Here is a 23,586-nt window from a genome sequence, read left to right on the forward strand (position 1 = left end):
ATGAACATTGTATTAAAAAGTACAATAGATATGATAAGAGAGATTAAGGGTGTTGCAAAAATCAAAGTGCACCGAGGATTAGCAGATTTTTTGGCAGACAGAATTGTAATTACAGGAGCAGAAGATAATATTTTGAAGATGGTGGAACGATTGGCAAAGCTGCTGGACGCAGAAGTTTCTTTTATTAATCAAGAAAAATTTACGGCTTTTGTAAAAATCGCAACCACAGACGAAGGACAGAATGTATTGGCATGGTTAAGGGAATACCCACAAGTAGCTGCTATGATTGCCATGATTAAGGATGAAAAAGAGTATATAGAGACATTAGAAGAGATAGATATCCCACAGTCAGTAATTGTACAGGGGCAGGCATTGCCATCAAGAGTATATGATATTCCGATGACGATTATCTGCCTCTCACCTCTGGCACATGGCAGCGATATGAAGGCAGGGAATGCTACACTGTTCAGGAAAACACAAATATTAAGTTCCCAAGGACAAATTCTTAATCTTCCGTTCTATGCAGGGAATGCTATGAGGGGACAGATGAGAGATTTGTTGGCAGACCACTTTTTGAAGGCTATGGGGTTGACTCTTCGCAGGGATAACCCACCATGTAGTCTCTGGTTTTTCCATGCCCTATATGCAGGTGGGGCATTAGAGGAAAATGCAACACAGCTAAAAGTATTGGGGCAGAAAATGGGGGCTAATGGAGTTATCAGAGGAGCGGGAGTTTATGAGTTCAGAAATTATGTACCGATGTTGTCTTTATTAGGCGTGGCATTAGGGAATAGAATATTGAGTGGTAAAATCAATGTTGGGGACATGAGACCTTGCTGTAGGGAATGGGGCACAGGAGAGAATCCCTCTGCAAGTCTTTTTGAATGGACATATCTAACACGGAGGGAAGATCATGAGAACCACGAAAGCGGGGACAATGCCAGTATGATTGCCAACTCTGAGTGTTTGAAGTCGGGGACAATATTATTAGGCGGAATAGATACATCAGACCATTTGACAGAGATTGAGATGTCCTGTTTGGGAATGGGCTTGAAATTACTACAAGAAAAAGGCTACCTTGGGGCAGAAAATAGGCGAGGTTTTGGACAGGTTAAACTGGAGGTTACTAATTGTCCAGATGAGGATATATATGTAGAATACTTGCGAGACAACAAGGAAAATATCATAAAATATCTGATTGAAATAGGGGGGATTAATGCACCCTGTTAATCTGATAGCCAAAGCACTACAAAAACATGGAAAGATATTGCCTGAATTGCCATGTGAACCAGTAGAGGCTGTTTGTGCATTGACAGGGGATGCTTGCCTTTGTCTGCCACGGAATGAAGTTATTGGCAAAGCATTTACCAATCTTGACTTATTCGCTTCTCCTAAAAGTCAATTCACGGGGGTTGATGTATTCTATTCGTGGAATTATGGGTATAAAACGAGTGACGATAAAAAGATTGAGAAAAAACCTGAACGAATGAGCTCATGGTTTTGTGATGGAGAACAATTTGTTGAATTAGACAGGCAAGGCGTGCGAGAATGGGTATTAAAGGAGAAAATGCCTGCGATATGGACAGGCTACACAACTATATCATACAAAAAACATGGGTCTGTGCTGGCAAAAGTCAACACAGGGAAACAACGGATGTGGCTGTTTGAAACAAGATTAGTTGATTGTGATTATGAGAAAATGATGGATTGGTGGCAAGTGATGAATCTTGCCTTGCGTGCGGGGATAAGCAGGACATCAATGAAAACATTGCTTTGTCCACCTTTTTTCATAGCAAAAGTCGGGTTAAAAATATGGATGGAATATGAACGGTGGGCTAAAGCGAAGTATCAATCGGCATTGTATTCGTTTTTATGCTATTTATTACCGAGTCAAGAGGAGTTGAAGAATGAAGGCAATTCTTTCGCTTATAGATAATAATTACAATATGAGGGCATGGTTAAAACAATCGACAGTAGATTATGTGTTGCAACAAAAATTACAAAAGACAGTTAAATCCCCTTGGGTTGCAGAAATCCGAAAAGATGGGGATATTGTGTTCATTAAAAGTCATATTGATTTTTCTTCTTCTAATGGGATGGGGACAAGAGGTGTCTCTCGTGTTTTTATCCTTGAATCAGGGAATAAATATAAAACTTGTACTTATACACAAGGGAAAGCAGTAATAATAAATTATTATGTCAATGAAAAAGGAGATATTATTAAACATGAAAAAGCAACTTGGGATTAATGTTTTAGATGCTGCAAGACAACGCATTTCTTGGGTATTTGACAATATCCCTCGTATTTATGTTAGTTTTAGTGGGGGGAAAGACAGTACAGTAATGCTTCATCTTGTGGCAGAGGAGGCAAGAAAACGGCAACATAAAATAGGGATTTTGTTTGTGGATTTAGAAGGGCAGTATAAGTTAACTATTGAACATATTGAAAAATGTTTTGATATTTATTCTGATATTATTGAACCTTATTGGATTGCCTTGCCTCTTAATTTAAGAAATGCTGTAAGTAATTTTGAACCGCAATGGATGTGTTGGCAACCAGACAGAAAAGAAGATTGGATACGAAAAATACCAAAAAATGCAATTATGGATGGATTATTCTTCCCATTTTTTCATCGTGGGATGGAATTTGAAGAATTTGTTCCTGCTTTTGGTGATTGGTTTGGACAAGGAAAACTTACTGCTTGCTTTGTCGGGATCCGTACCGATGAATCATTAAATCGCTGGCGAACAATTGCAGCAGGGCGAAAACAATCACTTGATAATAAATGTTGGACAACATGGGTCGGTAAAACTCTATATAATGCTTACCCAATTTATGATTGGAGAACGGCAGACATATGGACATATCATGCTCGGTATCCTGAATTACCAAGTAATAAATTATATGATAGAATGTATCAAGCAGGGCTGACTATCCATCAAATGCGAATCTGTCAACCTTATGGAGACGATCAAAGAAAAGGACTCTGGTTATTCCATATTATCGAGCCTGAGACATGGGCAAGAGTAGTATCTCGTGTAAATGGAGCAAATCAAGGGGCTTTATATGCTCAAGAATCAGGTAATATTTTGGGGAATAGAGTGATAAATAAACCAGAAAATTATACTTGGCAACAATTTGCCATGACATTGGTGGATAGTATGCCTACTCAAACATGCGAGCATTATAAAAATAAAATAGCAGTTTTTATCCAATGGTGGGAAAGTAAAGGATTTAAGGATGGAATCCCTGATGATGGAAAATTAGAAAAAACGGAACCAAGTTGGAAGCGGATATGCAAGGCTTTATTGCGGAATGATTATTGGTGTAAAGGACTTAGCTTTAGTCAACATAAAAGCCAAGCATATGGGAATTACCTAAAGTTAATGAGACGGAGGCGAGAAAAATGGAAGATAATTTAAGCTGGACAAAAGATCATCCTGTTTCAAGAGTCCAATGGGTACCAATTGAACAAATTTTTGCTAATGATTACAATCCTAATTCTGTTGCACCTCCTGAAATGAAACTTCTTGAAATTTCTATCCAAAGTGATGGATTTACTCAACCAATTGTTGTATGGAAAATAGAGAAAGGCTATGAAGTTGTAGATGGATTTCATCGGCATAAAATTGGGCAGAAAATTAGATTATCACATCTGCCTATCGTTGTGGTGAATAAAGACAGAAAAGATAAAAGCGATAGAATTGCTTCAACAATTCGACACAATAGAGCGAGAGGCAAACATCAAGTTGGGGCAATGAGTGATATTGTATTAGAATTAAGCCGTCGAAATTGGAATGATAAAAAAATAGCGAATGAGTTAGGAATGGAAGATGACGAAGTTTTAAGACTTAAACAAATAACTGGACTTGCTGAACTTTTTTCTGATAGAGAATTTTCAGAAGCATGGGAAGCAGGTACAGATAGTGAGGATATATTATGAATTTCAAAGTTACATTTCAGCTTGACGGCACAGGGATTTATTGTGATGCGTATGAGCCGATGATACTAGATTCTCTTCTGATGTGGGCATTAGCACCCATGCAGACAAAGGATAGGGATATTCAGAGGGATGATGTGCCCCATGATATTCAGATACCTCTTCTGAGGTCAATGATTCGAGGCGTGAAGATATGGCACGGGTCTGCATTGTTTCCTGTTACTAAAGAAGGGGAAGGGATACATGAGACATTACGATATTGGAGAAAAAGGTTTAGACAGAATCGAGTCGAATTGACAGCCGGTAGTCCTAACCTTACAGGGGGGTCATACAAGGATAAAAATATGCCAGCACCATTAATGCTTGTATCTCATATGATGGCTTATGGCAGTGGGAACAGAAAAGAAGTCCAGAAGGTATTAAGAAAGCATATTAAGAGCTTAGGACGCAAGCGGGCGGCTGGCTATGGCAGGATAATCAATATCGATTGTGTGGAAATAGCTGATGATTGGTCGATAGTTAAAGATGGGCAGGCAATGAGATGGCTGCCGGACGAGAACGGAACGAGAACACAGCGGGTTAACCCACCGTATTGGAATAACACGGACAGGATAAAATGCTGTGATGTAGGGGATTTGTGGCAATTTTGAGATTTCTCTTGACAAATGGCGATTAATGTGATATAGATATATTGAGGTGGATAATAAAGAACAAAGAGATTAAAATTGATTATGTGGATATAGGCACATTGCAACCCAATGAATACAATCCTAAAAAGATGAACAAACTGGTGCTAATCAACAACAAGGAATTATATGATTTTGATTATAATTTCATTCAGAGAATAATGCAAGAGCAGACAAATAAAGCGTTAGAGATTATTTGTTGAGGTAGATATGAACATGAAAGTTTTTCAACATCCTGAATTGCAAGATGGGGAAGTTCTACTGAACTTTTGGTCAAAAGATTTTTACACCAACCCCTCATCATGGAACACAACCAGATGGGGCAAAGAAAAGAAAGACCAAAAATGTCCAGTCTTTGTACAAACAAAAGAATTGCTGGATTATGGGTTACATTTTTGCGAGACATGCAAAGAAATATATGTAGAGAAGCAGATTCAAGAAAAAAATAAAATTTGTTCATGCTGTTCTCAAAAAATCTTTACATGCCCTGAATGCGGGCACGAACCAAAATGGTTCTGGTTATGGGATGATAAAAATAATGATTTTTTTGAAGTTTAAGGATTTTTTCGATAAAATACATGTTTTAATCGGGATTTTGACGATTGGGAACCATTTGAGGGGGAATAATATGGATAGCGACAGAATAGAAATTCCATCTTTTTTATTCGCAATTATGTTGGCACAAAGTATATCATCAACAGCAGAACTAAAGGAAATTAATGGCACAAAAATTTTTACCCATAAATTTACAATTAAACAGGCATTAATCCCACCAATAAAAAATAAAACAACAAGGGAGGGCAAAATAACATGGCAGGGATAAAACAACCAAAGATAGAACAAAAACCACTAATAACCCGCAGGGCATTCATAAGGAAAATCAAACATTCCTTGCCTAAAAATTATAAAGAGTTAGGATTCTATATCAAGAATTGCAAAGGATGTGATGACCCGCACTGCGAAGGCTGGACGGTGGCACACAAAGAACCGCAAGAAAAGAAGATTATTAAAATAGAGGGGATGCCGGATAAGGTGAAGGGTAATCAGGGACCTAAAGGATCATCGAAGTACACTGATGAATTTATTGAGGCTGAGGCTGACGCTTTGGATAAATGGCTGGATGTAATAGCGACAGACCCTATAACAGGCAAACAAGGCAAGCTCAATTTCTGGCTTGGCAGTTTTGCAAGCGATAGAGGATATTACAGGCAGCTACTGACGGAATTTGCAGCTAAGAATGAAAAATTTCATGACATATATAAAAAAGCTAAGCAAACACAGGAAAACAGGATGATTCATGGGGCAATAAGAAACAACCTAAACCCGACTATGGTAATCTTTGCATTGAAGAATGTAGCCGGCTGGAGAGATAAGCAGGAAGTTGAACATTCCAACCCTGCGGGCAAGCCGTTTGAGATTAATATCATCACGAATGAGGATATGGAAAAGAGGATAACGGAACTGGAGAGTAGGCGGTAAGGGATGATTTTTCTTGACAAAGTGGGTGTTTTGGGATATAATAGTTGGTAGTTAACTATCGTGGTTAAGGTTGGGGAGGCTGATCCCCTTAAACCAGACTAAGTCCCTTCTTAGCTTGACCCCAACCTTAATTGTCCAAGGGAGGGCAATCATGAAGGATAAAACAGGTCAAGGTTCTTACTGCCAAATTCTCAACAATTCTTTCACGCAACTAACTCAATCAAAAGTATCGGCATATAGCAAAACACTTTACTTCTATCTCAACCATTTAGAAAACAGACTGCAACAAAAAGGGAATGATTGGTTCTATAGAAGCATCAAAAATCTAAGTGAGGATACAGGGATAAGTACCAGAGAAATCAACCGAAGTCTTATAGAACTTAGAGAGAATGGATTTATTTCAACACACTTGTCATGGATTAAACGTAAAGGCATAATTCTTAAAAAAAGGATAACCGTGTTTACAATTCTGAGGTAATTTATAACTACGCCCATTAGGCATAATTACTAAAATAGACTACGCCTGATAGGCACAATTAGAATAGTGAAAACGCCAATTAGGCACAGTTACCGAAAACGCCTGATAGGCACATAGTGAAAACGCCTGATAGGCACACAATCTTATATTTTATGTAGATCTTATATTTTATTCAGAGAAGACACTCTATATTTAGATTTGAGTGTGCTTTTTCAGATTTTGCAGATGTAATTGTTCAGTACACCAGGATTATTAACTATGGCATTAACCGAGGCAGAAACAAAAGAATACTGGCTGCTCAAAGAACGGCAAAACTACCTGAGATGTGAGAAGGATTTAAGCCTGTTTGTCCGTGATAGCTGGAAAGTGCTTGAGCCTACCACGGAATACATGGACAATTGGCACATTGACCTGATATGTGAATACCTCACGGCAGTTACCATGGGGCAGATTAAACGGTTATTGATTGAGCTTAGGTTCAGATATATGAAGTCTTTGCTTGTATCGGTGATGTGGCCAGCTTGGGAGTGGATACAAAAGCCATCTAACCGTTGGTTTTTTGCTTCATATTCGGATAGTTTGTCTACGGACTTATCCCTCAAGCGAAGAAGGATACTGACCTCTAATTGGTATCAGGCTGGATGGCATGATAAATACAAGATAACCACTGACCAGAACACAAAGACATGGTTTGAAAATGACAAGCAAGGGGCAATGGCGGCAACCTCAGTCGGGGGGAGTGCTACAGGCAAGGGCGGGAATTGCCTTGACGGTGAAACGCTGGTAAAAACCACAAATGGAAGCAAAAAAATAAAAGATATAAAAAACGGTGAATTGGTCTTGACACAGGGAGAGGGTCTATGTTATAATAGAGTGGTAGCAACAAAAAAATCTATTGTAACGGAGGATCTTTATGAAATCATAAGTGGAAACAATATCGTTCGAGCAACTGGACAACACAAATTTTTCATTTTTAACAAAGGATACATTGAGGCGGAAAATTTACACCGAGGGGACAGGCTTGTTACATTCACGGGCAAACAAAATCTGCCAACATTGCGGGAACGCAAAACCAGGGCGAGGCGTGTATTGCAGAGACTGTTTCGATTTAAGAAGAAAGTCGGACATTCTTGTTATTTGCAATTTCTGCGGTATCAGCTTTCTAAAGAAGGCATACGCTATAAGAAAAGCGAAAAAGCATGGATTGAAAGACCTGTATTGTTCGTTAGACTGTTCAAGAAAACATCATGCAATAAAGAACAGAAAAAAATGTATTGTTTGCGGGAATCCAGTGGAGAAAAAAACAAGACAATTCTGTTCTGTTGCTTGCAAGGAAACAACAATAAAAACAAAGGTTTTGTATACGAAATGCTGTCCAATTTGTGGCAACGAATTTCAATCAAAATCCGTCACAAAACAGTTTTGCTCTCGCAGTTGTGCAGACAAAGCACACTCCAAGAGAATGATAGGGAAGAAAAATCCTCATTACAAGGATGGTATAAGTTACTCAAAGCTATTTCACGAAATGCGAAAAATTATTTTTCAAAGAGATGGCTACGCTTGCATGATTTGCAAAAAAACAGAGAAGATAAAAGCCCATCATATCAACGAAGATATAACCGACAATGTGGCAGAAAACTTGATAACGATGCGTCCTACTTGCCATGCAATACATCACAAGTCAAAAGTCATTCCATTTCCAAAATTAGGAGAATTAGCGTTAAAAAATACCCTGTCTATGACATCCAAATTGAAAGAACAGGTAATTTTTTTGCAAACAAAGTACTTGTGCATAACTGTCTGATAATCGACGATCCGATCAAAGCAGAAGAGGCTTTTTCTACAGCCAATCGGACAAATTGTAATACATGGTTTGATAATACATTTTCAACCCGGCTGAATGACCGCAAGAACGATGCCATTGTTGGAGTAATGCAGCGGGTCCATGTGGATGATCTGTTTGGACACCTGAAGAAAAAGCAGTATGAAGAGGAATATAAATATATCGTCTTGACCTTGCCGCTGGTGGCTGAAAAGAAGACAATCGTTATATTCCCTATTAGCAAGAAGGAATTGGTCCGTGAAGAAAACAGCTTGCTTTGGGAGGCAAAGGACGGCTGGCCAGAAGTCAAGGCGACTAAGATGGATATTGGGGAGTATGGCTGGCAGTCTCAATGCCAACAGAATCCACAAGAGATAAAGGGGAACATTATCAAGCGGGAATGGTTTGGATATTATCGAGAATTGCCAGCGTGGACAATGAAATACCAGAGTTGGGATACGGCTATGGAGACCAAGACAGCGAACGATTTCTCTGTGTGCTGTACCGCTGTAGAGTGTGCCAATGGGTATTATATCACTGACATATGGAAGCAGAAGGTTGAGGCTCCAGACCTTGAACGAGCAGCCAAGCAGCTCTATGATAGAGAGAAACCAAACGAGGTATTAATCGAAAAGAAAGCCAGCGGACACGGGTTGATACAAAATTTGAAGAGAGCAACGACCATTCCAGTCAAGCCGATTGAAGTCCATGCCGATAAAACCGCACGGCTTACATCAGTATCAGGATTGTTTGAGGCGGGGAAAGTTTTCTTGCCTGAAAATGCATCATGGGTGTCTGATTTTGTGGAAGAGATTTGTTTATTCCCAAATGGTATCCATGATGATCAGGTGGATGCAGTAACGCAGATATTGGAGTATATGAGGGGCAAGAAGAAACAACCTTCTGGCGTGCCGGTTACATGTAGTGAAAATAGATATTTTTAGCTTAGAAAGGAGGCGGTCTTATGTGTCGTGAAGGAATTCAGGTTACAGGTGAGCTGGACAGGGTTGAGGATCTGAGCGGCTGGCTGAATCACTTGGTAGAGAAGGGAATCAAGTGTTTTATTGTGAAGTCCAAGGGCGTATTCTCATTGTGGAGGGTGATGTTGCCCTCAGATGCTACATTCAGCGGTGCGAACGGCAAGAGTCTCAAGGCAATGCGAATGCCGACAAACAGCAAGATAATCAGTGAATATTAGGCATCTTTTCACAACTCCTTGTTATGGGGTGGGGGCAATTTTACCTTCATTGTCTCCACCCTTTTTGTTGTCCAAAATTAAAAATAAACATGAAATAATCGATTAAATGCCCTCCGCTTAAATCTGTATTTGTGAAACAATCAAAAACTGTACCTACGGGTACACATTGCGTTTTTATCAGTACACTTTTATAAACCACTCATACTACTATACTTATAATAGTGGCATAGCTTTTCCCTTCATTTTATATGTACCTATAAGTACACTTTTTTCTTTATCTTTTCTTATGGAATATCCATAACTCACTACAAATACTATACTTATGATATGCTTGCTTATTCTGGCATGGAACTTGCTATATATATTATGTAGGGCAACGGAAGCCTTAAAAGTTTAGGTTCAGGAGGTAGGGAAGATGAAAAAGTACGAAGCGAAAGCAATGACACTAAGGGACAGGGCAGTAATAGCAGAGCTTGAAAGCATGATGCAAACAGAACAGGCTATTTATGAAGCATTATTAAGGTTTGGAAGTGAAGCATTAAGTAAAAGCCTTGGATTGGATTAAAAATTCCTTGCCCCCAGGGATAAGGGGAGGAGATGGAAAGATGAAATTGACAGAAAACGAAACGGATGTTTTGCACCTGTGGAACGATCCAGGTTTTGATCCAACGGTAAACGATTTTGACGAAGAGATGACAAAAAAACTCTGTACTCAAGGATACCTGCGATTAGTATTCAGAATGGGCAGGTATTTGTTGACCAAAAAAGGGGAAAAGGAGGTATCAAAATTATGAAAACAAAATATCTGGATGTTGTCAACAGTAAATTGGGATTAAGCTCGACTACTTCAATTTTGAGATCCGAAATGTATGCTTATAGCTCTTCAAAATTGAACGCATACAAAAAATTAGGGTATATTGTTTGCAACCGGCAAGGGGAGATGTTAATAACCTGGATCGGGGAACAAATGTTGAGGGCAGTGGATAGCGACGGGAAAGAAATATTATAGAATTAAAGCCAGCATCAACCAGCCCGGGTCATGCCAGGGCAAGGGGGGTGGCTATTATGTACAAGCGGTAAAACCCGTAAGGCAGAGGATGGGTATATCCCCTGCTGGGAGGCTATCAGGTTGGTGGCCTGCCAGAAAGGGATATACTGAGAATCTAAATAGAGGAGGATGCAAAATGTGTAATGAAATATGTTACAGATGTGCAGGTAGAACTACCTGCGGAGCAGATGCAGCGAAGGAGTGGAGAGAAGAAGAATCAGAAAACAGGGAGGTGAAAGAATCATGCGATTACTTGGGAGGGTAAAATTATGGCTACGGCGACGCAAGCACCAGCGGGAACGGCTGGCAACGATTACGGCACTATATCGGCTGGCTGAACGGCTGGCAAAAATTAAGACAAGGAGGCAAAGATAATGAATATCACAGTTAAGAGAATAGGGTATAATATTGGTACGGTCGGATGGCTGGCTCAAGGATTAGAGGATGGCAGTATTACTATATTTGAGGGGGTAACACAGCAAAGTAAACATCATGGATTGTGGATTGAGAGTAAAGCAAGCAAGGATATATTGGCAGTATTTAACCAGTATGGGCTAACGGCTGGAGAATACGAAAATGCTGACCAATATTGCCTATATGATTATGCAGAGAAGGGGGGGCGAGAAAATCTCTATACTCCAGCATGTTGGGAAACATTAGAAAATATTGCTCAACAATGGTGTGATGGTTGTAATGCTGAAAGGGAAAGGGACACAAGCACAGAAGTAAAAATTCGCAGAGTAGAGTTGCAAGGAGGGAATAACAATGGGTAATCTAACATTAGCCGATATATTCGGCATATTGCCATCGGAAGTGGTGGCAATAGCGAAACTACCACATCATGTCGTGGAGGTCAAGGGCGGGGTGATAGTCTTTTTTTGTGCTAATGGGATAAAGCGACACACAATTTATCCCATAAAATCAAATGATGAGTTCTGGGAAACGGTAAGTCACCATCCAGAGGTGGCAGAGATTGAACGGGAATGGAATATCAGCATGAAGCATATTCCATATTGCGAGAAATGCAGCAGATGCCAGATGGTAAAGGAGGTGGAGAATGTTACCAAAAAAAGTTAAAACAAAGAGCAAAACAGGTGAAAGCTGGATAACGAATTTCAGCATTGACCCTGTGGACAAAATCAAATGTAATCGTTGTGGAGAAATACACCCGATTTTTTATCAAAAACAAAAAAATGATAAGATTGTATTGGCAATTGCTTGTTATAATTCAAAACCACGAGTAACCTTTCTACCATTTGAGCCAAATTTAGATATTCCAACTTTTCCATCAATAAAAATAATTAAAAAAACTTCTTGACATTTTGGGAAAAATATGGTATATTTATATCACCTCTAAAAAAGTGCTGGGAAGCTTTTCACGACTTGGTGTCCAGCCCGATAATTGGTGGCGAGCTCGGTAAGCCTGAAATTATGGCTTCACATCAGACGGAGTTTGAATTGAATATTTAGTTTCCCTTTCTCAATACAGTCTCTTATCTGTAGGGGGGGTAGGGGGGAAGTCTTAAAAAATAACTTGATTGACCCAGCGACTTGAAGACGATAATCCCTCTCTAATATGGAGGGAATACATCTCGATAAGGCTAAAGCGGAAAAGTTAATATAAATTTATACAGGCATACTAATTGTCGTGAGTTAGTAAGTAGCACTTTTTAGGTATAGCGAAGGCAGTAATTGTTAAAGGTTACTGCCTTTTCTATATGCAGATGGATATTCCTAAAAAAGCGGCTTTTTTTATTTTTTCTCAAACTACACAGAGGCAAACAATTGAACTAAACATCTTCAACTGCCCCATCCCCAACAACCCAACCCTGAAAGCAGCTAAACAAAAACATAAGATGGTGATTAAGAAACCCAAGAAGGCAGACAAAGCAGATTACACCTTCAAAACATCCTTCGTTCCGGTAGAAACAGCCAAAGATACCTTTGTAATCCTATAACCTAAGAAAATCTAAAAAACTTCTTGACAAACACGAAGAAATGTAGTATATTACAGAATATCACGCTTTTCAAGGAGTTAGTCCATGAAAATTCCTTTTCTTGACGCTAAAATCCAGAAAGAACTTCTCAAGTTTGCAGAACAGCAATCCAAAATCAAGCCAGATTTATCAGAAAAATCACAGTCCGGAGTAGAATATATTACTCCTGGGATGTCATCATACCTTGGGACATACAATCCAGAAACAATCTTAGACGAAACCTTTAATCGGATGAGAAAACACCCACAGATACACGCAGGATTAATGACCATAGAACTGCCATTAATGTCAACCAATGTGTTTATTCAGTGTTCAGATCCCGATATAATGGCATTTGTCGAGGTGGTTATAAAACGGTTATGGAGACGGCTGGTTAAATCCAGTTTGCGTGGAGGATTAGTCTTTGGCAGAGCACCGCATGAAAAGGTATGGATGCAGGACACTGTGAATTATACCATACAATCAGCCGCAGGACTGACAGAAGACAAGCAAAGAGATGGATGGGTATACAAAAAAATCAAAGACCTGTACCCACCACGAGTAACACTCCAGAGCACAGATTTGGGAGGCTTCAACGGATTCAAACAAGAAGATATAGTAATCACACCAGAGAAGACATTTGTATACATCCATGATCAAGAGTTTGGCGGACTATATGGCAACTCCAGGATTAAGTATGCTTACGATCCTTGGTATGCTGTAACGCTGATGTATCAATTTTGTAGCAAATATTACGAACGAAGGGGGGAGAAATCAATCATATCACGCGGTCCAGTAGGGAAAATAACTGATTCTAATGGTAATGAATTTGATGGCATGACCGAGGCAATAAAAACCGCAAAGTCGCTGAACTCAAAAAAAATAGTTGCTTTGCCCAATACTAAACTTGACGATGGCAGTTATGAGTGGACATTAGAATATTTGGCAGATGACCAGCGGGGGGAAATGTTCATCAGCTACATTGAGCACCTACTAAGGATGGTATTGGTTGGTGTATATGCACAGGAGAAGGCATTCACACAGAGTACCGAGGTTGGCAGCCGGAGCATGGCAACCGCACAACTGGATTATTTTCTCCATAGTCTTGAGGCATTATTGAAGGATATTATCGACTCTGTGAATTTGTATTTAATACCAGATTTAGTGCTGTATAATTTTGGTGCTACTGCCCCAACCGCAACGGTGATAAGTGATGGGCTTTCAAAAGAGAAAAAAGATCTTGTAACAACCATTGTCTCCGAGATGGTGAAATCCAACCAGATACCGGTGAGTAACAAACTATTAGAATATCTGGCAGAACAGGTGGGGATACCGCTGTATGATGAAACAGTGGCAGCAGCAGCGAAAGAACCAGAGAAAACACCTGCCCCGATTGAGATAACTAAAAACGAAAAGCCAAAGATAAAAATGTCCGAGACTCCAGAGAAGTGGCACAGGGATTTGAGCCAATGGGAACAAAAAATTGCCTTTGCTGAAATCAAGGGTAAATTCGACACGGCAGAGGAGTATTTTGTTGAGAAGATGGGCGAGATTCTTGGTGCTCAAAAAGTATCTTATCTTGCAGAATTGGAAACCGCTTTGCTTAATCGGGACATATCAGCTATAACGAATATTAGTGTCAAAGGTGGTGCCGAGGTTAAGGCATTTCTGAAGGAGTATATGGATGATGTTTTCAGTTATGGACAAAAGGCTATTGCGAAAGAGTTGGGGATACAAGTAACCACCAAGCAGGCGGCACAGATATTTCTTTCCGGAAAGGTTGCAAGTTTAGGGGATAAGATTATAAGTGATGTGCAATTTAATGCCCTGACCGCAGCGTTGGAAGGAGTACGGCGGGAAGTCTCAACCAAAGAGGTTCTGTATGGCGTGCGGAAAGCCTTTGACGGCTACATTGAAAAAAGCATAGTTTCAGCAGCAGGATTTGTAACTCCAGCGGTTTTCAATATTGCCCGGGAAGAATCCATGAAACAAGGGGCAGAACAAGGGGCGGCTGTAGTCCGAGAAATATATTCGGCATTATTGGATGAGGCAACCTGTCCGCTGTGTGAGGATTTAGATCAGCAAGTATTTGACGAAGGCGATCCAAGGGCAAACGACTTTACACCTCCACTCCATGCTGGATGTAGGTGCTTGATGGTGTATGTCACCGAGCAGGAGCGTCCAGAGAATATCCCTGATGCTGATTTTAAGGGTGTTGACCCGGAGTTGATGGCACATAGAACGCTGTGGTAATGGTAGAGGAGAAAATAGATATGCAAGAAAACAACCCATTGATATTGAAGGCAAGACCACACATTCCAAGTCATATTTTTATGAGTTTATTGGAGAATGTGACAGACTTAGAATATGGAATATTAAAATACAATAATGAAATCGTATCGATTACAATTAAGATACAGAATTATACCCCTGTCTGTCTAATAATCGAGCAGAAAGTTGACGGAATTATCAAGGTAGGAAAGTTTTTGTATAAAAAAGTGAAATAATTGCAAAAATTACTTGACAAAATAGAAAAGATAGGGTATAGTAATGATATCGAATCAGGTAAGGGTTCTTCTGAGGACTTGTTAAGCCTACCTGACAGGTGGCGAAAGACCTAACGAGGCTATGAGCGTTTAGATTTCATCATCAATAGTTTGCAAACATACAATTAAAAATCCGAATTACTTCTCCTTTTAGGAAAGAGTAACATAGGGGGAGGGGGGAAGACTACCCATCCTCTTGTGTTTTAATTTCTATCAATCCTAAAGAAGGACTTGTTTTTTTCTCTCAGGTAGCTTCAGAGCCTTCAAGGCTATAAGCTAAGAGAAAGATAAGTATCCATAGTTAGTCTCTTCTTGAAGATTATCTTTGTATTATTGCAAACGGTATAAAGATAAAAAGCAAGTCCAAGAGATAGAAGAGACTAACTATGAATAGAGATTGTCAATAATGAATGATATTAATGTATAGATGCATTATCCTTCATATTCAGGCAATTTTTTATTTTCAAAAATTGAATAAAAAATGCTGACTATATAGAGGCTAATGGCTTGACCATTAAGCTGACTATTATATAGAGGCTGTAGTGATTATCTACTTGAGAAAGTGGGTCATTGCTACAGCCTTTTTTTATTGCCTGAAAACAAGGAGACAAAAAAGATGTATAAAATCGACAACCCACCAGACCAGATTAAGAATCTACCCGCACACGGCAAGACGATCTGGATAAAAGCCTATAATGCCGCCTATGTGGAATACGAGAAGGATGAGACAAAAGCAACCGCCACCGCTTGGGCTGCAACTAAAAATGTATACGAGCAGGACGAGAAGGGGAACTGGGTTGAGATTAAGAAAATGGCTTATGATTATATATCGGTGATTGAGCTTTCCGAGGTTGCTATTGAGACAGAGACAAAAACAAGCTGGATTGACATAATCAGAGAAGGCACCTGGCAGCACCAGATATACGGGCAGATCAACATTACAGCCGACAAGCTCAAGAAGTTTGCTGATAATTTCAGTAATCGAATATTAGGCAGGGATGTATCAATCACGATTGAGCATAATGATGGCCTTGGCAGAATTGGAGAGTTCAAAGAGGTCAAGATTGAGGATGGCAAGTTAAAGGGATTAATCGAGTGGACAGAGAAGGGTTTGACACTTCTGAGCGAGAAGGCATTCAAATATTTTAGTCCTGAATATGTGGAAAATTACATTGACAAGGTAAGCAAGGAAGGGCAGGGCGTTTGTCTTGTTGGTGGTTCTGTTACGAATAAGCCGTTTTTGACAGGACTATCCCCTGTTTGCATGTCTGAAACTGCGGCAATAGATGATATGAAGATATTAGGGGAGGTTTTTAAGATGGCAGACGGAACAGGAACATTGACAGCGGCACAGGCAGCGAGAAGTAAAGAATATGGTATCGGAGTCAAAGACAGCACGTATCTGGAATTGCCTGATAGATATAGACATCTTACTGACGATCAGTTTGCAGACCCTGTCAATTATTCCTACCCGATAGACCAAGAAGAAATAATGTGCTCATACAGAAATTTCATCGGTAGTTATGGATATGGAGAAATGCATACCAATCACTACACCGAGGATGAGAAGAAAATCATAAGCAAGCGAATCTATGATAGACTTCCAGACGAATATAAAGAGAAAGCAATGACGATCATGACTTTCTCTGAGATTAAAAAGGTCGAAAAAGAGAAAGTCGAAAAAGAGAAAGTCGAAAAAGAGAAAAAACTAACAGAAGGAGGAAGAACCAAAATGGAAGAATTAAAAGCAGCACAAGATAAGATTGCGGCAATGGAAATACAGCTATCAGATGTTACTGCAAAACAGCAAGCAACAGAAACGCTGCATAAAGTCACAGAGGCTAAACTGTGGCAGGCAGAGGTTGACGCTGAGGTCAAGAAGTTTAACGATGCCTGTAAATTGTACCCGTTTGAGGTAGATTTTGCAAGGGTAATCCTATCGCACAAGGGCACAGATGCCGATGTGATTAAGCTCTCAGACGCAACAGGCAAGGAAATTGCAATGACACCAGGGGACGCATTCAGGAAGATGATGGACATGAGACCGGCAGTGATTGACTTGTCCGAGCGGACAAAGGCAAGTGGAGAAATAACACTGTCAGAACAAGAATCACAGGTAAGATTAGATGTAAAAGCAGATATGAAAGCGGCTGGATTTGCCGTAAAGGAGGGATAAGACAATGGGAAGAATAGGATATAGCGAAGTACAACAGGCAATCCCTTCTGAAATTCTGGCATCATCTCACGCACAGATTGGGAGTGCTACTCTTGCCACGAGAGCAAGAGACACATCCGGTGCGGTTGATACGCAAATAAGGAAAGGGACAGTATTGGGCAGGATAATTGCAAACGGCAAGTATATGCAGTTTAACCAACGAAGTTTATTGACAGTTAATAAGCTGATTGCGGATACAACCGTGACCGTGGCAAGTGTGGTCGGTTTCTTGGTTGGCGATGTATTGAACATTACGGACGGCATAAACACAGAAAGTAAAACAATCACAGTGGTTGATGCAACGGCAAAGACATTGACCATTGGGACAACTACTAATGGGTATACCGTGGCAAACGCAGCATATGTGCTGTTGACTAACGGTTCAGAATTGAGTGCGAATGTGGTAGTATTGAATGACCAAGTTGATGGTATTGATACAGGTGATGTGCCTGTAGCAGTAGTCAACCACGGCATTCTTTCAGAAAGTAACTGTTTCAGGGTGACAAACCTTGACAAGTCTGCGTGCCAGAGATTGATATGGGCGTAAAGGAGGTAAAAGATTATGAGCGTATATGGAGAATTGAAGATATTAAGACCATCATATATCCAAGCGGTTATACAGGAGTTTACTACTGACCCCACGCAGTATAAAGGGGCACAGTTTGCACCTGTAGTAAATACACAAAGTCCGATAAAATGGGATATATTGATGGGAGCAACAGGAATGGTGCCTCCGGTAAGCCTGAATGCTGAATCCCCGCTAATGGAAGTCCCCGGTGTGCAGACGGTAACATTTGAGGCGGCACATTTCAGAGGTAAAGTTGTTTTTACCGAAGGCGATTTGACGGAGTTGAGAAAACCAGGGACACTTGATCAGGTATGGGGTAAGGATATTGTGCTGAGACAATTAGCTGTACTCAATACGCAGATTGAAACTCGTATCGAGTGGGCAAGATGGAAAGCATTGTCCGGCGTATTGCCTATCCGTGGTAATGGATTGAATTTCGACATAGATTACAAAATCCCGACAAGATTCAAACCAACCGCAGCAGTGGCATGGAGCGACACAGCTAATGCAGATCCTCTTAGCGATATTGCAGCATGGAAGTTATTGATGAGGGGAACAGGATTAAAAATCAACAAGATTTGGTTCACAAGTCAAGTTGAAAAATACCTGTTTTCTAACTCGATCATCAGAGAGATGGTAAAACACCAATTTGGCAGGGATATGGTCAATACCGGTTCACTTACAGAGATACTGCGTTCTGCTATTGCAGGGATTGAGTATGAAGTATATGATGAAGGTTATACCATTCAGACACAGCTAACTGTGGCAGCCGCAATAAACGCAACCTCAATCACAGTAGCCGATGCAACAGGAGTTGAGATTGGTGATGTGGTTGTGCTGAACAAAGGCATGGGTGATGAATGCTGGGTAACAGTATCAGGCGTTTCAGAAACCACCCTGACAGTATCAGCATTAGAATCTGCCAAAGCCGTGGGGGCAAGTGCCAGTCTGTTTAAGACTTTCATCCCTGATGATAAATTTATTATGACAGGGAAACCCCCAACGGGCAACCTCATGGATTTTGCAACTGTGCCAAGTGCATACTCCGGATTGGATAATCCCAAGGCTGGGAAATTTACAAAGACAATCGACAGAGGGAACGACGACCCACCGACTGTAGAAGTTATTGGCGGCATTTATGGATTGCCGAGAATGTATTACAGATGTGGCAGTGTGTATGCAGATGTAGCATAAGCGAACAATCAGGATGAGGGGATGGGGCAAAAACATCCCCTCATCAAAAAGGAGTAGCCATGACAGTTAGAATATTACTTGAAGGATTGACAGTTGATGGGAAACAATACGGCAAGGGTGCAATTGTGGAGAATCCAAGCCAGCGATTAATTGCATTGACCGAAACTGATTTAAGAGAGCATGGCAGGGTAGCCGAGGTTGTGGAGACAGAAGAGACAGAAGAGAATGCAATATTTACAAACTCAATCGTTGGATTAGGAAAATACAAAAACGATAATATCACATGGGGCGAATTAATCAAACAAAACAGACAATATGTAGAAAACTTGGTTAAGCCCGCAAGCCGTGTATCTGAGGAATCTAAAGCACAAATTCAAGTATTATTGGGGTAAAACATGGGTTATTGCAGCTTAGAAAATGATTTGAAACGAATATTAAGAGTAACCAAAAACAAGATCAAAATCGGGGCGGATACAACAGACCATTTGACCGAGATTGAGGCACAGGCATATATCGATGATGAGTATGGCAAAATTAACGAAGGATTAAGCTCATTAGGGTACAAAGTACCATTGACGATAAATTCAACAACGATTAAAATAATAGAACAAAACTGGGCGGCATATAAAATCTATGTTAGCCTATTCCCCACGAACAACCCTGATGGCTTGCCGGAAGCAGTTAATGAGTGGAGAAAAGAGGCTGAAAAACTTTGGGAGAAAATAGAATCAAGACAGATTACTTTTGATACGGCTACAAAGCAGGGGAATATAACCAGTAGCTTGCCACTATATGAAACACCAAAACCTGTATTCAACAAGGTCGGTGTTTCTGGTATCGGTGATGGCGAGATAGAGGTGTAGCATGGGCAACCCTATTTTTGGCATGAAAGGCGGACAACCGGCAATAGGCGGCAGGATGTTTATTAACCTCGGCTATGAGGGGAAGTCATTCGCTGAGGTGAGCCGATTTATTAACGAAGTGCCACAGGGATTACTGGATGACCTGATCCCCTTATGGAAAAAAATACAGCCGATTGTACAGAAAAGCGTAGCCAATACCTTTGCAACCGAGGGGCGGGGCAAGTGGGTTAAGCTCTCTGAGGCATACTTAAAATCATCAAAGAAGAAAAAATCTGCATACCCCAATACAATCCTGAAATTGTCCGGCAGAATGTGGAGAGCAGCAACCGTTGAAGGTGCAGATGGGAATGTTACCACGCTTGCCAAAGACCACATGGTATGGGGGATTAATCTTGATGAGATTAAGTATGCCAGACGGCATGATATGTGCTGGATGTCAACACCGCAGAGGGAGTTTATGAAATTGTTCCCCGATGATGCGGTAGACATGACAAAGGCATTGACAGAATATGTAAGGAAAGGCATTGTTAATGCAAGACGAATGGCAAGGGCAACATCGGGAGTGGTAAGATGATACAAACAGGCTTTATTTACAACGATTTTATCAGCAATCTCAAGTTGCTTTTTGAGAATAATCTTACCGTTGATCTAAAATGGCGAGAAGGGGATGCAGAACATACATCAACATATACTTTTGGATTACAGGGGATTAGCGAGGTAGATATGTTGGTTATCCCTCAATATCCTTATCTGTGTATTGAATTTGAGGGGGCAACGGATAATCAAGCTGGTGTGCCATATCAGCAAAAAGATGTAACATTGAGAGCAACGATTCATTATTACGCAGAAGAAGTTGAGAATGAAACAAATGTGATGAACATCCAACAGGCATTATGGGCAATAGTGGCAGTATTGAGACGCAACAATACACTGGGTGGTTTTTGCAGGGAATTGAGCATCACAGAGATTACACCAGGATTCAGATTGAAAGGAAACGGCTGGATTCAGGGCGGCATGGTGAAGGTAGAGGCAATCAAGAGGACGGAGGTATTTTAATGAAGAAAATCATAGCAATTGTAGGATTAATTTTGGGATTATGTGCTGGACATGGATGGGCATTGACATCGGATCAAGTCTTGACCAATGCTTATAATCCAAGCACAAAGGAATTGCGAACAAGCGGCACGATAACAGGTGTGAATACCCCTGTCTGGCAAGCACAACCAAACCAGACATTCAAAACTATTGACATGACCATTCTTGCGGGGCAATCAGGAAACTATAACGAGACATGGGTGACTGACCCTGTTCCGGGTTATGAGGTTTATCTTGAGTACATCACAATAATCAGGGATGAAACATCAACCGTAGACTATTACAACTATGCTGTGTATATTGGCGCAAACCTTGCCCTTGGCGGTGAAATAGCACCAGCCAGCACAAACGGCATTTTCCAACCACCAGTATCAATCAATTTAAGTCAGTTCAAAAATTATCAGGTAGTCGTTCGGAACAAAAGCGGACAGACACAGATATTCAAAGTAGGTATAATTCTATCCAACCGGAAGAAAAATTTATAACCAAAAGGGGGTGAAACACAAAATGAAGTTAGAAACGAATAAAAATTTAGGAGGAACGAAAATGAGAAGAATGAAGTTAGAAACGAATAAAAATTTAGGAGGAACGAAAATGAGAAGAATAGTATTAGGATTGTTAGTGTGTGGATTGTGTATTGCAGGCACACAAGGGATTGCTTTTGCAAATGGCAAACAGAGTGTGAAGATTGATGAGTTTTCCGTAAGTCTCCCCGCAGGGACAAATAACATCGGCGATTTTGACTTAGCCAGCTCAATCCCAACGGGAACAAATGTGATGGGTAGTGTAGCTATCTCTGCGATAAATGTAAGTATTCCCGCTGGCAACAATAACATCGGTGATTTTGACTTAGCATCCAGTATTCCCGCAGGGAATAACAACATCGGGGATTTTGACTTGGCAAGTTCCATCCCAGCAGGTGTGAACAATATCGGTAGTGTGGCAATTTCAGCTTTTAATGTGAGCTTGCCAGCAGGCGATAACAATATTGGGAATGTAGATTTGGCATCAAGTATCCCAGCAGGAACAAACAATATCGGTGATGTGGATATTGCCAGTTCAATCCCCGCAGGGAACAATAATATCGGGGACTTTGACTTAGCATCAAGTATCCCAGCAGGGGCGAATACTGTTGGTTCTGTAACGATGTTAGGCAATTTAGGCGTGCAGATTAAGCAGGACGCAGCAGGGCAGATTTATGCCATTGCTTCACAAGTTGCAGGGGATACGATTGAGAAAACATATGTAGTGTCAAATATTGCAACAGGTGCTTGGATAGGAGTAGCAAGCCATACTGTTACAACCGCTAAATCAGGGAAGATTGATGGTGTAGTATTTACAGGTGGATATGATATGGAATATAAAATATCAGATGGTACTGCACTTAGAGATATTTATGGGCAGACAAGTCCAGCAAGTCCAGCATTTACAGTGTCAAATAGTAGACCGTTGGCAAAGGTAGCAGGTACAGTCATTACTGTCTACGCTAAGTCCAGCGAGGCAGTAAACGCAGGAACAATAAGACTTTCAATATTCGAATACACCCCATAATAATGGGGAAAGCGTCAGGACAGGTGGTATTGTGCCTGTCCCAGCAATTATGTATAATGAGGTAAAAATATATGAAAATGATTAGACAACTAACAATAGTATTCCTATTTTTGATGATAGCAACATATTCATTCGCAGGCGGGGATCAAGCTATAAAAGGCACAGTAACTACATCAGTATTGCCATATCCTGGATGTAGCTATCTATATTATGGCACAGATACAGCCGTGTCTAATCATGTTTTAATAACAGTAGCAACAGGGCATACCATTAAAGTTTATGGAATTGAGATTCATAGCCTTGATACCGTCAATAAGGGCGTTGCCAAATTTCAGAATACGGATGATTCTATATTCTACCAAGGGTATTTAGGAGTAGCACCTTCAGCATTTGGAACGCAGATAAATTACAGTGTCTCAGGTTTATCATTGAAAGTATCAACTTTAGGGGCAACAGCAATCGTGGTGCATTATATTGATGTTAGTCCATAGGAGCAAATATTATGAGAATTCCAACCTTTTTTTTAACTATTTTGTTTCTGCTATGTACACAGTTTGTATCTGCAACCGATACCACCATTGGTACCTCTACCACAGGAACATCAACAGTAGGCACGCAGACCGTTGAACCAATATCAATCTCTCCTCTATCTGGCGTTGCAATTGCTGGTGTCCCTCTCCAGTTTGTTGCCCTTAATAAGGACGGCAAAAAGATTGACGCTCTGTTTTCAGCCTCAGACGGTATAATTACAGATACAGGCATCTTTACCCTTCCGAAGGCAGGAAGGGCAATGATAACCGCAAGGCAGGGCGAGGTCTCTGCCGTTGCAATGGTTACTGTCCTTCCTGCCGCTCCTCATCATATAGTGGTAGACGCACCTGATACTTTTATTTATGGGGATAAATATCTCTCAGATGGATTGGCTT

Annotated in this window: 30 protein-coding genes; all 30 read left to right on the forward strand. The window is 40.5% G+C overall.

Annotated features, from left to right (window positions below):
• On the forward strand, window positions 1–1,230 hold the full coding sequence (locus tag WC623_RS24110; RefSeq protein WP_372856005.1) for a hypothetical protein: 1,230 nt from the start codon (window positions 1–3) through the stop codon (window positions 1,228–1,230).
• On the forward strand, window positions 1,217–1,936 hold the full coding sequence (locus WC623_RS24115) for a hypothetical protein (protein WP_372856007.1): 720 nt from the start codon (window positions 1,217–1,219) through the stop codon (window positions 1,934–1,936). Before WC623_RS24110 ends, WC623_RS24115 begins: the two co-directional genes overlap by 14 nt.
• A complete protein-coding gene (locus WC623_RS24120; protein WP_372856009.1) occupies window positions 1,908–2,249 on the forward strand; it encodes a hypothetical protein in 342 nt (113 codons plus the stop codon). Before WC623_RS24115 ends, WC623_RS24120 begins: the two co-directional genes overlap by 29 nt.
• Window positions 2,203–3,423: a phosphoadenosine phosphosulfate reductase gene (locus tag WC623_RS24125; protein ID WP_372856011.1), complete on the forward strand. Its 1,221-nt coding sequence runs from the start codon at window positions 2,203–2,205 to the stop codon at window positions 3,421–3,423. The genes WC623_RS24120 and WC623_RS24125 overlap by 47 nt, the downstream gene beginning before the upstream one ends.
• Window positions 3,408–3,944 carry an IbrB-like domain-containing protein gene (locus tag WC623_RS24130; RefSeq protein WP_372856013.1) on the forward strand — a complete coding sequence of 179 codons (537 nt, stop codon included), beginning with the start codon at window positions 3,408–3,410 and terminating at the stop codon, window positions 3,942–3,944. The genes WC623_RS24125 and WC623_RS24130 overlap by 16 nt, the downstream gene beginning before the upstream one ends.
• Before the next feature lie 182 nt (window positions 3,945–4,126).
• On the forward strand, window positions 4,127–4,591 hold the full coding sequence (locus WC623_RS24135; protein ID WP_372856015.1) for a hypothetical protein: 465 nt from the start codon (window positions 4,127–4,129) through the stop codon (window positions 4,589–4,591).
• Between the two features lie 252 nt (window positions 4,592–4,843).
• The gene (locus tag WC623_RS24140) at window positions 4,844–5,185 is read left to right on the forward strand and encodes a hypothetical protein (RefSeq protein WP_372856017.1); all 342 of its coding nucleotides are present in this window, start codon (window positions 4,844–4,846) and stop codon (window positions 5,183–5,185) included.
• Window positions 5,175–5,450: a hypothetical protein gene (locus WC623_RS24145; RefSeq protein ID WP_372856019.1), complete on the forward strand. Its 276-nt coding sequence runs from the start codon at window positions 5,175–5,177 to the stop codon at window positions 5,448–5,450. The genes WC623_RS24140 and WC623_RS24145 overlap by 11 nt, the downstream gene beginning before the upstream one ends.
• Complete coding sequence (locus WC623_RS24150; RefSeq protein WP_372856021.1) at window positions 5,438–6,106, forward strand: terminase small subunit; 669 nt, start codon at window positions 5,438–5,440, stop codon at window positions 6,104–6,106. Before WC623_RS24145 ends, WC623_RS24150 begins: the two co-directional genes overlap by 13 nt.
• A gap of 736 nt (window positions 6,107–6,842) precedes the next feature.
• Window positions 6,843–9,350: a phage terminase large subunit gene (gene terL, locus WC623_RS24155; RefSeq protein WP_372856023.1), complete on the forward strand. Its 2,508-nt coding sequence runs from the start codon at window positions 6,843–6,845 to the stop codon at window positions 9,348–9,350.
• A 669-nt stretch (window positions 9,351–10,019) separates the two neighbouring features.
• Window positions 10,020–10,169 carry a hypothetical protein gene (locus tag WC623_RS24160; protein ID WP_372856025.1) on the forward strand — a complete coding sequence of 50 codons (150 nt, stop codon included), beginning with the start codon at window positions 10,020–10,022 and terminating at the stop codon, window positions 10,167–10,169.
• Window positions 10,170–10,209: 40 nt separating this feature from the next.
• Window positions 10,210–10,398 carry a hypothetical protein gene (locus WC623_RS24165; protein ID WP_372856027.1) on the forward strand — a complete coding sequence of 63 codons (189 nt, stop codon included), beginning with the start codon at window positions 10,210–10,212 and terminating at the stop codon, window positions 10,396–10,398.
• Window positions 10,395–10,613 (forward strand): hypothetical protein, encoded by a 219-nt coding sequence (locus tag WC623_RS24170; RefSeq protein ID WP_372856029.1) that lies wholly within the window; start codon window positions 10,395–10,397, stop codon window positions 10,611–10,613. The genes WC623_RS24165 and WC623_RS24170 overlap by 4 nt, the downstream gene beginning before the upstream one ends.
• An 88-nt stretch (window positions 10,614–10,701) precedes the next feature.
• Window positions 10,702–10,917 (forward strand): hypothetical protein, encoded by a 216-nt coding sequence (locus WC623_RS24175; RefSeq protein WP_372856031.1) that lies wholly within the window; start codon window positions 10,702–10,704, stop codon window positions 10,915–10,917.
• A 109-nt stretch (window positions 10,918–11,026) separates the two neighbouring features.
• Window positions 11,027–11,425 (forward strand): hypothetical protein, encoded by a 399-nt coding sequence (locus WC623_RS24180; RefSeq protein ID WP_372856033.1) that lies wholly within the window; start codon window positions 11,027–11,029, stop codon window positions 11,423–11,425.
• On the forward strand, window positions 11,418–11,729 hold the full coding sequence (locus tag WC623_RS24185; protein WP_372856036.1) for a hypothetical protein: 312 nt from the start codon (window positions 11,418–11,420) through the stop codon (window positions 11,727–11,729). Before WC623_RS24180 ends, WC623_RS24185 begins: the two co-directional genes overlap by 8 nt.
• Window positions 11,710–11,970 carry a hypothetical protein gene (locus WC623_RS24190; RefSeq protein WP_372856038.1) on the forward strand — a complete coding sequence of 87 codons (261 nt, stop codon included), beginning with the start codon at window positions 11,710–11,712 and terminating at the stop codon, window positions 11,968–11,970. The genes WC623_RS24185 and WC623_RS24190 overlap by 20 nt, the downstream gene beginning before the upstream one ends.
• Before the next feature lie 406 nt (window positions 11,971–12,376).
• Window positions 12,377–12,610 carry a hypothetical protein gene (locus WC623_RS24195; protein ID WP_372856040.1) on the forward strand — a complete coding sequence of 78 codons (234 nt, stop codon included), beginning with the start codon at window positions 12,377–12,379 and terminating at the stop codon, window positions 12,608–12,610.
• A gap of 84 nt (window positions 12,611–12,694) precedes the next feature.
• Window positions 12,695–14,881, forward strand: coding sequence for a hypothetical protein (locus WC623_RS24200; RefSeq protein ID WP_372856042.1), 2,187 nt, complete (start codon window positions 12,695–12,697; stop codon window positions 14,879–14,881).
• Window positions 14,882–15,790: 909 nt separating this feature from the next.
• Entirely contained in the window at window positions 15,791–17,350 is a 1,560-nt protein-coding gene (locus WC623_RS24205) for a ChaB family protein (protein ID WP_372856044.1), read from the forward strand.
• A gap of 4 nt (window positions 17,351–17,354) precedes the next feature.
• Complete coding sequence (locus WC623_RS24210; RefSeq protein WP_372856046.1) at window positions 17,355–17,936, forward strand: hypothetical protein; 582 nt, start codon at window positions 17,355–17,357, stop codon at window positions 17,934–17,936.
• Between the two features lie 15 nt (window positions 17,937–17,951).
• Window positions 17,952–19,151: a major capsid protein gene (locus WC623_RS24215; RefSeq protein ID WP_372856048.1), complete on the forward strand. Its 1,200-nt coding sequence runs from the start codon at window positions 17,952–17,954 to the stop codon at window positions 19,149–19,151.
• A gap of 59 nt (window positions 19,152–19,210) precedes the next feature.
• Window positions 19,211–19,543, forward strand: coding sequence for a hypothetical protein (locus WC623_RS24220; protein WP_372856050.1), 333 nt, complete (start codon window positions 19,211–19,213; stop codon window positions 19,541–19,543).
• A gap of 30 nt (window positions 19,544–19,573) precedes the next feature.
• Entirely contained in the window at window positions 19,574–20,014 is a 441-nt protein-coding gene (locus WC623_RS24225; protein WP_372856052.1) for a hypothetical protein, read from the forward strand.
• 1 nt (window position 20,015) lies between these two features.
• Complete coding sequence (locus WC623_RS24230) at window positions 20,016–20,588, forward strand: hypothetical protein (RefSeq protein ID WP_372856054.1); 573 nt, start codon at window positions 20,016–20,018, stop codon at window positions 20,586–20,588.
• Window positions 20,585–21,070, forward strand: a complete 486-nt coding sequence (locus WC623_RS24235; RefSeq protein WP_372856056.1) for a hypothetical protein — start codon at window positions 20,585–20,587, stop codon at window positions 21,068–21,070. Before WC623_RS24230 ends, WC623_RS24235 begins: the two co-directional genes overlap by 4 nt.
• On the forward strand, window positions 21,070–21,594 hold the full coding sequence (locus WC623_RS24240) for a hypothetical protein (RefSeq protein ID WP_372856058.1): 525 nt from the start codon (window positions 21,070–21,072) through the stop codon (window positions 21,592–21,594). The genes WC623_RS24235 and WC623_RS24240 overlap by 1 nt, the downstream gene beginning before the upstream one ends.
• A 22-nt stretch (window positions 21,595–21,616) precedes the next feature.
• Window positions 21,617–22,660, forward strand: coding sequence for a hypothetical protein (locus tag WC623_RS24245; protein WP_372856060.1), 1,044 nt, complete (start codon window positions 21,617–21,619; stop codon window positions 22,658–22,660).
• Window positions 22,661–22,737: 77 nt separating this feature from the next.
• On the forward strand, window positions 22,738–23,151 hold the full coding sequence (locus tag WC623_RS24250; RefSeq protein ID WP_372856062.1) for a hypothetical protein: 414 nt from the start codon (window positions 22,738–22,740) through the stop codon (window positions 23,149–23,151).
• A gap of 11 nt (window positions 23,152–23,162) precedes the next feature.
• On the forward strand, window positions 23,163–23,586 hold a 424-nt coding region (locus tag WC623_RS24255; RefSeq protein WP_372856064.1), incomplete at its 3' end, for a hypothetical protein.

Origin of the sequence: Pedobacter sp. (assembly GCF_041645105.1) — a bacterium.
Lineage (GTDB): Bacteria > Bacteroidota > Bacteroidia > Sphingobacteriales > Sphingobacteriaceae > Pedobacter.

Bases quoted from the DNA above. Each gene is read 5' to 3' on its own strand.
- WC623_RS24110 (WP_372856005.1), top strand. From the start codon at position 1: ATGAACATTGTATTAAAAAGTACAATAGATATGATAAGAGAGATTAAG.
- WC623_RS24115 (WP_372856007.1), top strand. From the start codon at position 1,217: ATGCACCCTGTTAATCTGATAGCCAAAGCACTACAAAAACATGGAAAG.
- WC623_RS24120 (WP_372856009.1), top strand. From the start codon at position 1,908: ATGAAGGCAATTCTTTCGCTTATAGATAATAATTACAATATGAGGGCA.
- WC623_RS24125 (WP_372856011.1), top strand. From the start codon at position 2,203: ATGAAAAAGGAGATATTATTAAACATGAAAAAGCAACTTGGGATTAAT.
- WC623_RS24130 (WP_372856013.1), top strand. From the start codon at position 3,408: ATGGAAGATAATTTAAGCTGGACAAAAGATCATCCTGTTTCAAGAGTC.
- WC623_RS24140 (WP_372856017.1), top strand. From the start codon at position 4,844: ATGAAAGTTTTTCAACATCCTGAATTGCAAGATGGGGAAGTTCTACTG.
- WC623_RS24150 (WP_372856021.1), top strand. From the start codon at position 5,438: ATGGCAGGGATAAAACAACCAAAGATAGAACAAAAACCACTAATAACC.
- terL (WP_372856023.1), top strand. From the start codon at position 6,843: ATGGCATTAACCGAGGCAGAAACAAAAGAATACTGGCTGCTCAAAGAA.
- WC623_RS24160 (WP_372856025.1), top strand. From the start codon at position 10,020: ATGAAAAAGTACGAAGCGAAAGCAATGACACTAAGGGACAGGGCAGTA.
- WC623_RS24165 (WP_372856027.1), top strand. From the start codon at position 10,210: ATGAAATTGACAGAAAACGAAACGGATGTTTTGCACCTGTGGAACGAT.
- WC623_RS24170 (WP_372856029.1), top strand. From the start codon at position 10,395: ATGAAAACAAAATATCTGGATGTTGTCAACAGTAAATTGGGATTAAGC.
- WC623_RS24175 (WP_372856031.1), top strand. From the start codon at position 10,702: ATGGGTATATCCCCTGCTGGGAGGCTATCAGGTTGGTGGCCTGCCAGA.
- WC623_RS24180 (WP_372856033.1), top strand. From the start codon at position 11,027: ATGAATATCACAGTTAAGAGAATAGGGTATAATATTGGTACGGTCGGA.
- WC623_RS24185 (WP_372856036.1), top strand. From the start codon at position 11,418: ATGGGTAATCTAACATTAGCCGATATATTCGGCATATTGCCATCGGAA.
- WC623_RS24190 (WP_372856038.1), top strand. From the start codon at position 11,710: ATGTTACCAAAAAAAGTTAAAACAAAGAGCAAAACAGGTGAAAGCTGG.
- WC623_RS24195 (WP_372856040.1), top strand. From the start codon at position 12,377: ATGGATATTCCTAAAAAAGCGGCTTTTTTTATTTTTTCTCAAACTACA.
- WC623_RS24200 (WP_372856042.1), top strand. From the start codon at position 12,695: ATGAAAATTCCTTTTCTTGACGCTAAAATCCAGAAAGAACTTCTCAAG.
- WC623_RS24205 (WP_372856044.1), top strand. From the start codon at position 15,791: ATGTATAAAATCGACAACCCACCAGACCAGATTAAGAATCTACCCGCA.
- WC623_RS24210 (WP_372856046.1), top strand. From the start codon at position 17,355: ATGGGAAGAATAGGATATAGCGAAGTACAACAGGCAATCCCTTCTGAA.
- WC623_RS24215 (WP_372856048.1), top strand. From the start codon at position 17,952: ATGAGCGTATATGGAGAATTGAAGATATTAAGACCATCATATATCCAA.
- WC623_RS24220 (WP_372856050.1), top strand. From the start codon at position 19,211: ATGACAGTTAGAATATTACTTGAAGGATTGACAGTTGATGGGAAACAA.
- WC623_RS24230 (WP_372856054.1), top strand. From the start codon at position 20,016: ATGGGCAACCCTATTTTTGGCATGAAAGGCGGACAACCGGCAATAGGC.
- WC623_RS24235 (WP_372856056.1), top strand. From the start codon at position 20,585: ATGATACAAACAGGCTTTATTTACAACGATTTTATCAGCAATCTCAAG.
- WC623_RS24240 (WP_372856058.1), top strand. From the start codon at position 21,070: ATGAAGAAAATCATAGCAATTGTAGGATTAATTTTGGGATTATGTGCT.
- WC623_RS24245 (WP_372856060.1), top strand. From the start codon at position 21,617: ATGAAGTTAGAAACGAATAAAAATTTAGGAGGAACGAAAATGAGAAGA.
- WC623_RS24250 (WP_372856062.1), top strand. From the start codon at position 22,738: ATGATTAGACAACTAACAATAGTATTCCTATTTTTGATGATAGCAACA.